Source organism: Pseudomonas sp. LAMO17WK12:I10 (genome assembly GCF_900215185.1).
Lineage (GTDB): Bacteria > Pseudomonadota > Gammaproteobacteria > Pseudomonadales > Pseudomonadaceae > Aquipseudomonas > Aquipseudomonas chlororaphis.
This window is the reverse complement of the sequence record NZ_OBDX01000030.1, coordinates 1-14930: the sequence shown is the minus strand read 5'-3', so window position 1 is coordinate 14930 and position 14930 is coordinate 1. Positions and strand designations below refer to the sequence as shown.

Here is a 14930-nt window from a genome sequence, read left to right as displayed (position 1 = left end):
CCGGCCCCAGCCATTTTTCTTCTTTATCACTGCCGGTGACGCGGTTGCGCGTCCGGCATCAGGAGTGCCCGTGTCTGCCGTTTATCCCCAAGAGGCCTTTGCCGTCCCAGCCTCGTCCGCCCCGCAACCGGCCAGCGCCGAGGTGGTGCTCCAGCTGCGCAACCTGACCAAGCGCTACGGCCGCGGCTCGTCCGCGCCGGCGGTGGAGCAGGTCAGCCTCAGCGTGCGCCGTGGCGAAGTGCTGTGCCTGATGGGCACCTCCGGCAGCGGCAAGTCCACCTTGCTGCGGCACATCAACCGGCTGATCGAGCCCAGCAGCGGCGAGGTGCTGATCGATGGCGCGGCCATCAGCCAGCTTTCGGCCAAGGACCTGCGCACCCTGCGTTCGCGGCGCATCGGCATGGTCTTCCAGCACTTCGGCCTGCTGCCCCATCGCAGCGTGCGCGACAACGTCGCCTTGCCCCTGGAACTGCGCGGCGAACCCGAGGCCCAGCGCCACGCCGCGGCCGATGTGCAGCTGCGGGCCATGGGCCTGGAGGGCTGGGGCGAGCACTATCCCCATGAGCTGTCCGGCGGCATGCAGCAGCGTGTCGGCCTGGCCCGGGCGCTGGTCAGCGAGCCGGACATCCTGCTGATGGACGAACCCTTCAGCGCGCTGGACCCGACCATCCGCCGTGACCTGCAACGCCACTTCCTGCGCCTGGTGCGCGAGCGCGGCATCACCACCTTGCTGGTGACCCACGACCCGGCGGAAGCCCTGCGCCTGGCCGACCGCATCGCGGTGCTGCGCCAGGGCCAGCTGATCCAGCTCGGCACGCCCGGCGAGTTGCTGGAGCAGCCGGCGGACGCTGAGGTGGCGGACTTCTTTCAGGAGCACGGCGTGCGCAGCGACACGCTGGCCGCGGCGCCCGTCGCTTCGGCTAAGACAACCGCCGCTCCGGCGCCCGTGGCCCCGGGGTTTTCCTTCTGGCAGGCGCTGTTGCTGGGGCCGGCGGCCTTGGCCGCCAGCGGCCGTGGCGCGCTGTATTGGCTGGGGTTCGCCCTGGAGTTGGCGGCGGCCAGTGCCCTGGGCCAATGGTTGGCCAGCGCCAGCCTCGGTTGGGCTGGGTTGGCGGTGCTCGGCCTGTTGCTTAGCCGCCTGCTCAGCGTGACCCTGGCCCGCCGTCCGAGCCGCCAGGGCCGTTCCGACTGGCGCCTGCCGTGGCTGGTGCTGCTGTTGTGCCAGGGCCTGGTGCTGTGGCGGGTGCTGGCGGTGGATGCCAGCGGCCCCTGGCTGCAGTTTCCCGCCGACCGCCAGGCGCTGCTGGGCACCGCGGCGGCCATCGACCAGTTGATCGGTTGGTCCCAGGTCACCTTCGAAAGCACCTTTGTCGGCGTGATAGTCGCCGTGCGCACGGTGATCGAAAGCATCGAAAGCCTGCTGGGCTGGCTGCCCTGGCCAGTGCCGGCGCTGGCCCTGGTGCTGCTGGCCTGGCGCAGTGCCGGCGCGGCCCTGGCCCTGACCAGCGCGGCGGCCTTGCTCTATATCGGCCTGTTCGGTTTCTGGGAGCGGACCATCGCCACCCTGGCCCTGGTGGGTTCCTCGGTGCTGCTGTCGCTGCTGATCGGCGTGCCCGCCGGCATCCTCCTGGCCAAGCGCGCCCTGGCCCGGCGCCTGATCACGCCCTTGCTGGACGTGATGCAGACCCTGCCGACCTTCGTGTACCTGATCCCGGCGGTGGCCTTCTTCTCGGTGGGCAAGACCCCGGCGGTGATCGCCACGGTGATCTTCGCCCTGGCGCCGATGATCCGCCTCACTGCCCTGGGGATCCGGGAAGTACCCAAGACCGCCGTCGAAGCGGCCCTGGCCCATGGCGCCACGCCGTGGCAGATCCTGACCAAGGTCGAGCTACCCCTGGCCGCCGGCTCGCTGCTGCTGGGGATCAACCAGACCCTGGTGATGAGCCTGTCGATGGTGGTGGTCGCGGCGCTGATCGGCGCCGGCGGCCTGGGCTACGACGTGATGACCGCGCTGCGCAATATCAAGGGCGGCGAGGGCATGTTGGCCGGCGCGGCGATCGTGTTCTGCGCGTTGATTCCCGACCGCATCATTCAAGCGACCCTGCGCCAGCGGGATCGCGCTTTCCATCAGCAATGAGGTGTCTCTTGAACAAGTCGTTTTCCCGCACCCTGGGCGCTGCCGCGCTGCTGCTGGGGCTGGCTCTGCCAGCCCTGGCCAAGGACAAGATCGTCATCGGCGAACAGAACTGGACCGGCGCCATCGCCATCCAGAACATCCTCGGCGAGGTGATCAAAAGCCGCCTTGACGGCGACGTGTCTTACCTCGCCGGTGACATACCGGTGCTGTTCGCCGCCGCGGCCAAGGGCGACGGCTCGGTGGATGTGCTGACCGATATCTGGCTGCCTAATCAATCCGCCGCCTGGGCCAAATACGTCACCGGCGGCACCCGCTCCCTGGTGCCGAACAAGCAACCCTACCTGGGGGTGCAGGGCTTCTACATCCCCGGTTACCTGCAAGACCAATACGGCGTGAAGTCGGTCTACGACCTGCAGAAACCCGAAGTGGCCAAGCTCTTCGAACCCCTGGGCGGCGGCAAGGCGCAACTGCTGGTGGGCCCGGCGGGTTGGGAGTCGACCTATATCGGCCAGATCAAGGCCAAGGATTTCGGCTTTGCCGACAAATTCGAGTCGGTGTCCACCGAAGCCTCGGTGACCTACGCCAAGCTGGCCGCGGCCTACAAGGCCCAGCGCGGCGTGGTGTTCTACGCCTACACCCCGGACTGGATCTTCTCCGCCTTCGACCTGCGCCGCCTGGACGAACCGGCGTTCGACGGCTACGCCCAGGACAACAAGAAGGGCGACCCGCTGTACAAGGCCGACGGCTGCTGGAAATTCGTCAGCCCGACGGTGGACGCCGACTGGCTGAACAAGAGCACGATCACCTGCGCCTACCCGGACGCCCGGGTCTATGTCCTGGCCTCCAGCGCCTTGCAGAAACGCGCGCCACGGATCGCCGCCTTCCTGGAAAACTTCAGCATCGACCCGCAGGTGTTGAACGACCTGATCCTCAGGATCGAGAAGGAACAGCAACCGGCGGCGCAAGCGGCCAAGGCCTGGGTCCAGGCCAACCCGGCGATCGTCGATCAATGGCTGGGCGCCAGCGGCGAGAAAGTTGGGTCGGTGCAATGAGCGAGGAGCGTCGGAACATGAGCGGGATCAAACAGGCCACCTTCGGCGCGGGCTGTTTCTGGGGCGCGGAAGCCGCGTTCCGGGCACTGCCGGGAGTGGTGGAGACACGGGTGGGCTACGCCGTGGAGGCGGGCGATGAGTCGTTGCGGATCGAGGTGGTGCAGGTGGACTTCGATCCGCGGGTATTGGCTTATCCGAGCCTGATCGAGCACTTCTGGGGGCTGCATGATCCGACTTCGGTGGATCGGCAGGGGGAGCATGGTGGGGGGAAATATCGCTCGGCGATCTTCCACGCCAGCGCCCTACAGGCCGAACAGGCACGGCAGGCCAAGACGGCCCTGCAAGACTCCGGCCGCCTCAACAAACCCGTGGCCACGGTGATCGTGCCCCTGGGTCGGTTTGAACTGGCGGATGAAGCGCACCAGCGCTACCTGGAAAAGAATGGCTTGAGCAGTTGCCATATCTGAGGGGTTGGCCGCAGGCGGTTTGCTCTCGCTGCAGGTCGGCTTCTGTAGGAGCAACCGGTCGACGCTCGATTGCTCGCGATGGTGTCGGCTCTGGCACTGGACTTTTTGGACGGGGTACATATCCGTTCCTGCGGTAACGGCGGCTTAGGGTTCCGCCCTTACGGCGGGTCACTTTGGAAGAGCGCCAAAGTAACCAAAACGCTTTGCCCCACCATTCGGTGCCTCGCTAGTGCTCGGCATGCCCTCACTCCGGTCCTGCTCCGGGGGCCGCCGCAATGGGCCATCCCTGGCCCAGTGCGGCTACCTCGGCATCCCTGCCGAGGTGCCCCCTGCGCAAGACCTGCGTTCGGCCTCTGGGAAAGGGGCGGGTAGATCAAGAGCAAGATCAAAAGCCAAAGCCAAAGCCAAAGCCAAAACAAAGCCAAGCCAAAGCTTGCTGCCTTCGCCATGCTGCAACTCTTCTGTCTGACACGCTTTGTGTAGCCGCTGCCGAGCGCAGCGAGGCTGCGATCGGCCCGCAGGGCCGCTAAACCTGACGCCTCGCAGGATCTGGGGAAACGCAGTGTCCGCCTGGCGAGTCCTTCGGCCTCGATCGCAGCCTCGCTGCGCTCGGCAGCGGCTACAGAGACCGCATTCCCAGCCAGGCCGGCCGGTAGGCCGCCTCGCGTTGTTTTTGATGGTTTGCCCCATCGGGAGGCCGAGTGGAGGTTCTGCGCAGTGGGCAACTCGGCAGGGATGCCGAGTTAGCCGCCCCAGGCCATGGATGGCCTGTGGCGGCGGCCCACGGAGCAGGACCGGAGCGAGGGAATCCGAGCCTTAGCGAGGACCGGACGCCAGGGGCAGGGCCCTTTGGTTACTTTGGGGCCCTTCCAAAGTGACCCGCCGTAAGGGCGGAACCCTAAGTGGCCGTAACCGCAGAAACGGATATGTACCCAATATCCAATCCCCCCAACGCTTCAGATGCACAGAGAAATTAGGCTTGTGACTGCTGAGCGAGCGATCGGAAACCCGCTCCCTCGCCACAGTTGAGCGGATCCGTATCCGCTCAAATCAAACCCCACTTTTCCACCCCCCACCCAACGCCACCACCAACCCCACACTCGCCTGCAACCGCCGCGTCTGCAGCGCCTGCAACCCCCGCTGCGCCTGCAGCGCCGCGGTCTGGGCCGTCACCACCTCCAGATAACTCACCGCCCCCGCCTGATAACTGTTCATCGCCAGGGCCTGCGTATGCTCGGCGGCATTCACCGCCGCCTGCTGGTCCAGGGCCTCCTGCTGCAAATCCCGCAACTGCCCCAGGTTGTCCTCCACCTCACGCACCGCCCGCAGCACCTGGCTGCGGTAATGGGCGGCGGCTTCCTCGAATTCGGCGTGGGCCTGGCGTTCGTTGGCGCTCAGGCGGCCGCCGTCGAAGATCGGCAGGTTGACCAGAGGCCCCAGCGCCCAATAGCGATTGCCCGCCGCCAGCAGGTTGCCGCTGCCCTGGGTCTGCCCGCCGAGCAGGCCGGTGAGGCTGAAGTCCGGGTACCAGGCGGCCCGGGCCACGCCGATGTTGGCGTTGGCGGCGAACACCCGGCGTTCGGCGGCGGCGATGTCCGGGCGGCGTTGCAGCAGGGCGCTGGGCAGTTGTTGCGGCACGCTGGGCACGGCCAGGGTCTGCTGGGTCGCGGGCAGTTGGAACTGGCTGGCCGGTTCGCCCACCAGTTCGCCGATCGCGTGTTCGGTGAGGTTGCGTTGCCCGCGCACTTCGTCCAGCTCGGCCTCGGCGCTGGCCAGCTGATTTTGCGCGCGGGTCAGGTCCAGCTCCGAGGCGATCTGCCCCTGGTAGCGGCTGCGGGTCAATTGCAGGGCCTGGGCGTAATCGTCCAGGGACTGGCTGAGGATCGCGCGCTGCGCATCCAGGCCATTGAGCTGCACATAGAGCGTCGCCAACTGCTGTTGCAGGCTCAGGCGCGCCACCGCCAGGTCGTCGGCCGAGGCTTCGGCCTGGGCGTCGCCGGCGGCCACCTGATTGCGAATCCGCCCCCACAGGTCCGGGTCGAAGCTCAGCGAGAAACCGGCGCTGTTGCTGTTGTACAGCGAAGGCTGGCTGCCGCCGCGCAACGGCCGATGGTCCGACTGGCGCTGGCGCAGCGACTGGCCGCTGGCGCTGATCTGCGGGAACAGCCCGGCATGCAGCTGGCTGGCATAGGCCTGGGCCGCGTCGAAGTGCGCCAGCGCCGCCGCAAGGTCCGGGTTGGCCTTGAGCAGGCGTTGTTGCAGGTCATCCAGGCGCGGGTCCTGGTACAGCCGCCACCACTGGCTGGCCAGCCGATCCGCCGGTTGCGCCGGATGCCAGGGGCCGTCGCTGGTCTGTTCGCGGTAGTGGGCCGGCAGTTCCACCGGCGGCACCTGATAGCCGGGCGCCAGGGAACAGCCTTGCAGGGCCAGCACCAGCAACACCGCAAGCGGCTCAAGCCTTGGGCGCATGCTCACCTCCGGCGTCGGCCAGTTGCACCAGGTCGCCTTCACGCAGGGCATCGGGCGGGTTGTCGATCACCCGGTCGGCGGCTTGCAGGCCCTGGTCGATCACCAGCCGCGCGCCGAGGTCGAGGCCGATATGGATGTCCCGCAGGTGCACGTGGTTGTGCTCGTCGAGCAGCGCCACCTGGGTGCCCTGGGCGCGGAAGATCAAGGCGCTGGCCGGAATGCTCACGCCCCGGGTGTCGGCGGGCAGGGCCAGCGCGGCTTCGGCGTAGTCACCGGGCAGCAGCGCGCCGTCGGGGTTGTCGGCGATGAACTGGGCGAGCAGGGTGCCGGAGCGCTGATCGATGGCAGTGGAGTCGCCGATCAGCCGCGCGCTGAAGTGCTGGCCGGGGTGCTCCGGCACCGTCAGCTCGGCGCTGAGGCCGGGGCGGATCACGCTGGCGTAGTTCTGCGGCACCGGCACGTAGAGCCGCAGCTTGCGGGTGTCGGCCAGATCGAACAGCTGCGGATCGCTGTCGTTGTCGGCCTTGATCAACTGGCCGATATCGGTGTGGCGCGCGGTGATGGTGCCGGCGAAGGGCGCGCGGATGGTCTTGTAGTCCTCTAGGGCCGAGAGTCGCGCGTAATCGGCAGCGGCTGCTTCGGCATTGGCCTTGGCGGCCGCGGCGTTGGAGGTTTTTTCATCGGCCTCCTGGCGCGACACCGAGTGGCTGGCCACGAGGTTCTGCCAGCGCACGGCGGTGGTCTGCGCCAGCCGCGCATTGGCCTGTTCCTGCACCAGCCGGGCATGGGCCTGGGCCAGCTGCTGGTCGAGGTCGGGGCTGTCGATTTCGGCGAGGACTTGCCCGGCCTTGACCCTGGCGCCGATGTCACTGTTCCAGCTTTTCAGGTAGCCGCTGACCCGGGCGTGGATCGGCGCCTTGCTCCAGGCTTCCAGGTGCGCCGGCAGGCGCAGGGTGTCGCCCTGGCGGTTCTGCTGCGGCTGGAACACCAGCACCTGGGGCACGGCGGCGGTTTCGGTCCAGGCGGCCACCGCGCGTTCATGGCGGGTGCGCGCGGCCAGGCCGTTGGCCACCAGCAGGGCGGCCAGGGTCAGGCCGCCGATGCCCAGCCACAGCAGGCGTTTGCGTGAGGGGGTGTGTTCAGGCGACATGGGTACTTTCTCCAGCGACAGCGCGAGTGGGGTGACGCCCGTGGACCAGGCTGAACACCACGGGAACGAACAACAGGGTGGCGGTGGTGGCGAGGATCAGGCCGCCGATCACGGCGCGGCCCAGGGGCGCGTTCTGCTCCTCGGACAGGGCCAGGGGCAGCATGCCGATGATCATCGCCAGGGCGGTCATGCACACCGGGCGAAAACGCGTGTAGCCGGCTTCCAGCGCGGCCTTCAGGGCATCGCCGTGTTCCGCCAGGCGTTCGCGGCAGAAGCTCACCACCAGGATCGAGTTGGCCGTGGCCACGCCCATGCAGAGGATGGCCCCGGTCAGCGCCGGCACCGACAGCGAGGTGCCACTCAAGAACAGCATCCAGACGATGCCGGCCAGGGCCGCCGGTAGCGCGGTGATGATCACGAACGGATCGAGCCAGGACTGGAAGTTGACCACGATCAGCAGGTAGATCAGCACCACCGCGCCCAGCAGGCCCAGGCTCAGGCCGCTGAAGGCTTCATGCAGGGCGTCGATCTGCCCGTGCAGGCTGATGGTCGCACCCTTGGGCCGCAGCGCCTGGCTGTCATCGAGGACTTTCTGGATATCCCGGGCCACGCCGCCCAGGTCGCGGCCCTGGACGCTGGCGTAGAGGTCCAGGGTCGGCTGGATGTTGTAGTGGGTGACCACCGCCGGGCTGTCCACCCGCGAGATGCTGGCCAGGCCGCCGAGGATCTGCGACTGGCCGTTGCTGCCGGTCACCGGCAGGGCCTCCAGGGACGGCAGGCTGTCCAGGCGGTATTGCGGGGTGGCGGCGACGATGGAATAGGACACGCCGTTCTGCGGGTTGAGCCAGAAGGTCGGCGCCACCTGGGAACTGCCGGCCAAGGAGGCCACCATGCTGTTGGTCACGTCGCGCTCGGTGATCCCCAGGCCATTGGCCCGCAGGCGGTCGACCTTGACTGCCAGCGACGGGTAGCCGGTGGACTGCTGGATGCGCAGGTCGGCGATGCCCGGCACATGTTGCAGGCGCCGTTGCAGCTCCAGGGCATAGGCGCGGTTGGCGGCGCTGTCGGGCCCGGAGATTTTCACGTCCAGCGGTGCCGGCGCGCCGAAGTTGAGGATCTGGCTGCTGATGTCCGCCGGCAGGAAGGCGAACTGGCTGCCGGGAAAACTTTCCGGCAGGGCCTCGCGCAATCGCTTCACGTAGTCGGCGGTCGGCGCATGGCCGGGCTTAAGGGTGACCTGGATGTCGCCATCCTGCGGGCCGATGGTGCCGCTGCTGCTGTAGGCCATGTCGATGCCGCTCAAGGGGATGCCGATATTGTCGATCACGCTGTCCAGCTGCTCTGGCGGAATCACCTCGCGAATCCGCGCCTCGATGCGGTCGAAGGCCGCCGCGCTTTCCTCGATCCGCGTGCCCAGGGGTAGGCGCACATGCAGGGCCAGGGCGCCGGCGTCGGTGACCGGGAAGAAGTCCTGGCCCAGGCTCGGCAGCAGGGCGAAGGAGGCCAGCACGCAGGCGAGAAACCCCAGCAGGAAGCGCTTGCGGTTGGCCAGGGCCAGGGCCAGCAGGCCGTGGTAGGTGTCGCGCACGTTGGAGAAGCGCCGCTCGAACCCCTGCTGGAACCCCAGCAGCCCGCGCACCAGGGCATGCCGTGGCCGGACGTGCTGCTCGCCCTCGTGATGGTTGATGAACTCATCTTCCGGATGATGCCCCGGGCCCGGCTCCGGCACATGGGACTTGAGCAGGTACATGGCCAGGGTCGGCACCAGGGTCCGCGAGAGGATGAACGAGCTGGCCATGGCGAAGATCACCGCCAGGGCCATGGGGCGGAACAGGTAGCCGGCGATGCCCTGCAACAGGAACATCGGCACGAAGACAATGCAGATGCACAACAGTGAGACGAAGGCCGGGCCGACAATCTGTTTCGCGCCGTCGAGGATTGCGTCCTTCACCGCCTTGCCCTGTTCCAGGTGCCAGTTGATGTTCTCGATGGTCACCGTGGCGTCGTCCACCAGGATCCCCACCGCCAGCGCCAGCCCGCCGAGGGTCATGACATTCAGGGTCTGGCCGCTGGCGGCGAGCAGGGCGATGGCGGCGAGCACCGCCAGGGGGATCGAGGCGGCGATGATCAGGGTCGAGCGCCAGCTGCCGAGGAATAGCAGGATCATCGCGCTGGTCAGCAGCGCGGCGATGATGCCTTCCCGGGCCACGCTGCCCACCGATTGCTTGACGAACACCGAGGCGTCGCCCAAGAGCGAAGTCTTCAGCGCCGGCGGCAGGGTTTCGTCGATGCGCGGCAGCATCTGGCGGATGCCATCGACGATCGACAGGGTGGAGATATTGCCGTTCTTCAGCGCCGGCATCAGCACCGCGCGGTGGCCGTCGACCCGCACGATATTGCTCTGCGGCGGCGAGCCGTCGCGCACATGGGCCACCTGGCCGATGGTGATCAGCGCACCGTCGACGGTTTTGATCGGCAGGTCGTTGAGCTCGTCGATGGCCGTCGGGCTGTTGTTCAGCAGCACCGTGTACTCACTGGCGCCGAGCTTGGCGGTGCCCACCGGGATGATCTGGTTCTGCGCCGCCAGGGCATTGCCCACGTCCTGCGCCGACAGGCCCTTGGCGGCCAGGGCCTGCGGGTCCAGGTCGAGGGTGATCTGCCGCTGCTTGCCACCCATGGGCGTCGGCATCGCCAGCCCCGGCACGGAGCTCAGGGGCAGGCGGATGTTGTTCTGCACCAGGTCGCGGATTTTCGCTTCCGACAGGGTCGGGCTGGAGAAGGCCATCTGCAGGATCGGCACCGTCGAGGCGCTGTAGTTGAGGATCAGCGGCGGGGTGATGCCCGGCGGCATCTGCTTGAGCACGGTTTGCGACACCGCCGTGACCTGGGCGTTGGCGGTGCGGATATCCACCCCCGGCTGGAAGAAAATCTTGACGATGCCCATGCCCGGCAAGGATTGCGACTCGATGTGCTCGATGTCGTTGACCGTGGTGCTCAGGGAGCGCTCGTAGGTGTAGATTACCCGGCCGGCCATGGCGTCCGGCGACAGGCCGGTGTACTGCCAGACCACCGCCACCACCGGAATACCGATATCGGGGAACACATCGGTGGGGGTACGCAGGGCCGCCAGCGGCCCGATGATGCAGATAAAAATCGCCAGCACGATAAACGTGTAGGGCTTGAGCAGAGCGGTCTTGACCAGCCCGAGCATGCGGTGGACCTCCGAGGGAAAACGAACCTCGGCAGCCTGCCGCGACCCACCTAACACGCGGCTTTCAGCCAGGTGAAGGAAGTTTTAGGTTGGGCCTGAATTTCCTTTCACGGGGATTCATTTGTCCTGTGGCGGGTGCCTCGACAAGCTGGATGGCAATCGGCGCGAGCGCTTTTTTCGCTCCGCCCTGTGTCGATTTTTTTACTGCCGAGGTACCTGCCATGAATGCCAAACCGCTGTTGCTGATTCCCGCCCTGAGCCTGGTGCTGCTGCTCTCCGCCTGCGCCGGCCCGATGCCCAAGGCCGATCCCAACGAAGCCTGGATCAGCCTGGAAGAAGAGGGCTCCAGCGACCTGCTGGCCGAACGCGTCGACGGCAAGAACGTCGACGACGGCCGCTACTTCCAAGTCCAGCCCGGCGCCCACCGCCTGGACGTGACCCTGTTTGAAGAAGTCGGCGGCGACTCCAACCAGGTCGATTGCCGCGGGCAGGTGAGTTACCCGAACTTCAAGGCGGGGGAGCATTACAAACTGGTGGAGTCGACGTTGGGGACTGAGGTGCGGGCGAGGTTGTATGACGGGGAGGGGAAGCAGGTGGCGAGCGTGCGGGATTTTGAGTGTATGCCGGGGTGATAGGGCTGTCGGCGTTGCTCAATCCAGGAAATTTCGCTCAATAGAAAGAGAAGCGGCTGACTGCACGTTGATTGAGGGCCGCCTGATGATGGTGGACTACATCCTTCAGGCAGGACCCATTTTATGAATCAAGCACTGCCATCCACCGATGCGGCCTTCAACGAAGTGGCGCAAATGATCGCCGCCGCGCGCCAACGGGCGATGCGGGCGGTGAACACCGAACTGGTGGAGCTGTATTGGCAGGTCGGTGCCTATATCAGCCGCAAGATCGAGGCGGCGGAGTGGGGCGATGGAGTGGTTCAGCAACTGGCGGATTATCTTGCGCGGCAGCAGCCGGGGTTGCGGGGTTTTACCCGGCGTAACCTGTTCCGCATGCGGCAGTTCTATGAGGTTTATCGAGGCGAGGAGAAAGTGTCAGCACTGCTGACACAATTACCCTGGACCCAGAACCTGATCATTCTTGCGCAAGGCAAGCGGCCAGAAGAGCGCGAGTTCTACCTACGCATGACGATCCAGGAACAATGGTCAACCCGGGAACTGGAGCGCCAGATCAAATCGGCCCTCTTCGAGCGCTCACTGACCCAACCGGCAAAAGTCTCGACAGTGTTGAGACAAATTCATCCCGAGGCGTTGAAGGTGTTCAAGGATGCCTATGTGGTGGAGTTTCTCGACCTGGCCCCGGGGCATAACGAAGCGGATTTGCATCAGGGGCTGGTGCGGCAACTCAAAGACTTTCTGATCGAAATGGGCCGCGACTTCTGCTTTGTCGCTTCGCGCTATCCCTTGCAGGTTGGCGGGCGTGATTTCGTGCTGGATCTACTGCTGTTCCATCGCGGCTTGAATTGTCTGGTGGCCATCGAGCTCAAGGTCGGGCGCTTCGAGCCGGAATACCTGGGCAAGCTGGATTTCTACCTGGAAGCGCTGGACCGCCAGGTGCGCAAACCCCATGAGAACCCGGCCCTGGGCGTGCTGCTCTGTGCCAGCAAGGACGACGAGGTGGTCGAGTACGCCCTCAACCGCTCACTCTCACCCGCATTGATTGCCGAGTACCAGACACAACTGCCGGACAAGAAGCTTCTGCAGGCCAAGCTGCATGAGTTTTATGCGCTGAATCCTCAGGCGGTTTGAGCCGCCTTATCGGAGCCCGAATTATTTTTCCGCCCCCCCGTCACAAACCACCCACCTGGCCCGTCATGTCGGTGTATCCCTCAAATAACGGAGCCACCTCATGTCATCCAGCCACCCGACCCAAGCCGTCAACCTGCTGCAAACCATCCCCGAGATCTTCGAAAGCCTGGGCCAGGTCCACGGCCTGATCGACGCCCACGGCCTGGCGCGCAAGCTGCACCACCTGGTGGTATTGCGCGCCTCGCAGATCAACCAGTGCGGCTTCTGCGTGAAGATGCACACCCGCGAAGCCCGTGAAGACGGCGAAAGCAACGAGCGCCTGGACCGCCTGGTGGTCTGGCGCCATGTCAGCGATTTCAGCGCCGCCGAACGCGCCGCCCTGGCCTGGACCGAAGCCCTCACCGTGCTGCGCGAAGACACCGACTTCGGCCCGTTGCGCGCCGCCCTGCGCGAACATTTCAGCGAAGCGCAGATCGCCGCCTTGACGGCCGATATCGGCATGATCAACCTGTGGAATCGCTTGCAGGTGTCGAGGCACTGAGGATGGATCGAATCGATGACACGACGGTGTTCGAAAGCCGTCGCAGCTTCCTGCTGGGCCTGGCCTACCGCCTCCTGGGCTCGCGCGCCGAGGCCGAGGACGTGGTGCAGGACCTGTTCATCAAATGGCTGGAGGCCGACAAGGCCTCCATCGCCACCCCGGCCGCCTGGCTGACCACCGCCTGCACCCGGCACTGCATCGACCTGCTGCGCTCGGCCCAGCGCTCGCGCCTGCAATACATCGGCACCTGGCTGCCGGAACCGATCCACAGCCTGCATCACCACTCCCCCGAACAGAGCCACGAACTGGCCTCGTCGCTGTCCACCGCCTTCCTGCTTTTGCTCGAACGCCTGACCCCCAAGGAACGCGCCGCCTACCTGCTGTACGACATCTTCGACCTGGACTACCCCCAAGTCGCACAAACCCTCGGCGTCCAGGAAGCCACCTGCCGCAAACTGGTGTCCCGCGCCAAAGCCAGCCTGGGCAACACCCAGGCGCGCTACCAGCCGGAACCTTCACGCCAGCAACAACTGCTGAGCGCCTTCCACAGCGCCATCACCAGCGGCTCGACCCAAAGCCTGGCCGCCATGCTCTCCGAAGACGTTGAGCTCTGCGCCGACGGCGGCGGCAAAGCCAGCGCCATTCGCGAGACCTTGTATGGGCTGGAGGCGGTGCTGGGGTTTGTGGGGGAGTCGTTGAGCAAGTACTGGCGGGCGTATCAGTGGCAGGAGGTGGAGATCAATGGTGGGCGTGGAGTGGTGTTAAGAGGAGAGGGGGAGGTGGTGGCGGTGGTGAGTTTTGGGTATGACGCGGGGGGAAGGGTGAATCGCGTTTTTATCATGCGTAATCCGGAGAAGTTGGGGTTGTTGGGGAGTGGTTCGTTGGCGTGATGTTTGTATCGCGCCGCCTTGAGTGCTGCGGATTAGCAAACCTGGATCACTACTGCCGATCAGCTAGGCGAAGGTGATCCCTTGTAGGAGCAGCCGGTCGACGCTCGATTGCTCGCGATGGTCGTTAACGATGACTGTGTATTGATTGGATAAACGCAGCCTTTCAAGCCCATCGCTGGCAATCGAGCCTCGGCCGGTCTCAGCCAAAGCGACCAAGTAGGCGATCAAGTAAGCGACCAAGTAGCCCGCTGCACAAGGGGCAACGTAGCTGGCCAACAATGAGATGACCCAACCTGGAACCACTAGCAAACGGGCGATGTAGAAATACCGCTCACTCGCGATTGGTTTGATAGCGTGCCTTTACCTCAGACACGCTCAGCCACTTACGTCGCGAATGCACCACGCGATGACAGTTAGCGCATAGCAACGCCAGGTCAGTGAGCTTGGTTTTGTCGCCGGGCTGGAGTGTGTGCAGTGGCTTAGTGTGGTGAATGTCTATGATGCCTTCGATATCCGCACCATAGGTTTTGCTGAAGTTGAAGCCGCAGGCTTCGCACTTGAGTTCACCGTGTTTCTTGAGGGCTTCGTCCTTTTTGTGTTTGACGAGCTTTTTGTCCCTTTCCCGTACCCGATGCACTCGGGTGAGCACCTTGCCTTCCTCAGCCTCGAAGAAGCCCGGTTCTTCCTCTTCATTTAAATTTATAGGGGTAGTTGTGCCGGGCTCGACGTTGGCGTTGATGGCGGCCACGACTTCGGCGAGTCGTTTGGGGTTGTTAGCGAACTCCAGCCATACCAGCTCTTCATCCTTGTTGCCTTTTGCAAGACCAGTACGACCGGAGTTGGTATAGCTCGGGTCCCAGCGCCGGAAATTGTTGAGCTTCATGTAAACACCATTGGTGTTGCGAAAGCTCTGGTTCTTACTCAGGCCAGTGGCGTTGCCAATGAGGTTGAGGTGAATCGCCCCGGGTTTCGTAGACACCTCCATGCCTTAAAATGAGGCCAATCAGGAGGTGCCATGAGCAACCCGCGTTATCCCGAAGAATTCAAAATCCAAGCGGTCAATCAAGTGACCGAAAAGAAGCTTCCCGTCGCTGACGTAGCGGCCCGTCTTGGTGTGTCGACGCATAGCCTCTATGCGTGGATAAAGCGCTACAGCAAACCTCAAGAAGAACGGCAGCAAGACGATGACCAGCACGCTGAACTGCGTCGACTGCGAGCGGAACTCAAGCGGGTCACTGAAGAGCGAGACATCT

General features: G+C 65.1%; 12 protein-coding genes. 8 read left to right on the top strand and 4 right to left on the bottom strand.

Translation table 11 applies throughout. The annotated features are described in order from the left end of the window. Positions 1 to 70 precede the first annotated feature (70 nt). Genes CRO75_RS26025 through msrA form a run of 3 tightly spaced genes read left to right on the top strand, consistent with a single transcriptional unit; the run spans position 71 to position 3656 of the window. Positions 71 to 2137, top strand: a complete 2067-nt coding sequence (locus CRO75_RS26025) for an ATP-binding cassette domain-containing protein (protein ID WP_097139149.1) — start codon at positions 71 to 73, stop codon at positions 2135 to 2137. Then, the gene (locus CRO75_RS26020) at positions 2134 to 3189 is read left to right on the top strand and encodes a glycine betaine ABC transporter substrate-binding protein (protein WP_097139148.1); all 1056 of its coding nucleotides are present in this window, start codon (positions 2134 to 2136) and stop codon (positions 3187 to 3189) included. Before CRO75_RS26025 ends, CRO75_RS26020 begins: the two co-directional genes overlap by 4 nt. A gap of 17 nt (positions 3190 to 3206) precedes the next feature. Beyond that, entirely contained in the window at positions 3207 to 3656 is a 450-nt protein-coding gene (gene msrA, locus CRO75_RS26015) for a peptide-methionine (S)-S-oxide reductase MsrA (RefSeq protein ID WP_097139146.1), read from the top strand. A 1050-nt stretch (positions 3657 to 4706) separates the two neighbouring features. Here msrA and CRO75_RS26005 read toward each other — a convergent pair. The 3 genes from CRO75_RS26005 to CRO75_RS25995 are packed head-to-tail and all read right to left on the bottom strand — an operon-like array spanning position 4707 to position 10486. Then, on the bottom strand, positions 4707 to 6125 hold the full coding sequence (locus CRO75_RS26005; RefSeq protein ID WP_097139144.1) for an efflux transporter outer membrane subunit: 1419 nt from the start codon (positions 6123 to 6125) through the stop codon (positions 4707 to 4709). Next, a complete protein-coding gene (locus CRO75_RS26000) occupies positions 6109 to 7275 on the bottom strand; it encodes an efflux RND transporter periplasmic adaptor subunit (protein WP_097139142.1) in 1167 nt (388 codons plus the stop codon). Before CRO75_RS26000 ends, CRO75_RS26005 begins: the two co-directional genes overlap by 17 nt. Next, on the bottom strand, positions 7265 to 10486 hold the full coding sequence (locus tag CRO75_RS25995; RefSeq protein WP_097139140.1) for an efflux RND transporter permease subunit: 3222 nt from the start codon (positions 10484 to 10486) through the stop codon (positions 7265 to 7267). The genes CRO75_RS26000 and CRO75_RS25995 overlap by 11 nt, the downstream gene beginning before the upstream one ends. Positions 10487 to 10707: 221 nt before the next feature. Here CRO75_RS25995 and CRO75_RS25990 point away from each other — a divergent pair, with 221 nt between their 5' ends. The 4 genes from CRO75_RS25990 to sigJ all read left to right on the top strand — a co-directional run bounded on the left by CRO75_RS25990 (position 10708) and on the right by sigJ (position 13677). Beyond that, entirely contained in the window at positions 10708 to 11118 is a 411-nt protein-coding gene (locus CRO75_RS25990; protein ID WP_097139138.1) for a hypothetical protein, read from the top strand. 123 nt (positions 11119 to 11241) lie between these two features. After that, the gene (locus CRO75_RS25985) at positions 11242 to 12246 is read left to right on the top strand and encodes a PDDEXK nuclease domain-containing protein (protein ID WP_097139136.1); all 1005 of its coding nucleotides are present in this window, start codon (positions 11242 to 11244) and stop codon (positions 12244 to 12246) included. 100 nt (positions 12247 to 12346) lie between these two features. Then, entirely contained in the window at positions 12347 to 12787 is a 441-nt protein-coding gene (locus tag CRO75_RS25980; RefSeq protein WP_097139134.1) for a carboxymuconolactone decarboxylase family protein, read from the top strand. Between the two features lie 2 nt (positions 12788 to 12789). Next, on the top strand, positions 12790 to 13677 hold the full coding sequence (gene sigJ, locus CRO75_RS25975) for an RNA polymerase sigma factor SigJ (RefSeq protein ID WP_097139132.1): 888 nt from the start codon (positions 12790 to 12792) through the stop codon (positions 13675 to 13677). Positions 13678 to 14008: 331 nt separating this feature from the next. Here sigJ and CRO75_RS33345 read toward each other — a convergent pair whose 3' ends face one another. Further along, entirely contained in the window at positions 14009 to 14560 is a 552-nt protein-coding gene (locus CRO75_RS33345; RefSeq protein WP_239990643.1) for an HNH endonuclease, read from the bottom strand. A gap of 132 nt (positions 14561 to 14692) precedes the next feature. On the opposite strand from CRO75_RS33345, the gene CRO75_RS25960 reads away from it, so the two are divergent. Continuing rightward, positions 14693 to 14930: transposase (locus CRO75_RS25960; RefSeq protein ID WP_143504067.1), on the top strand; the 238-nt coding region annotated here is incomplete at its 3' end.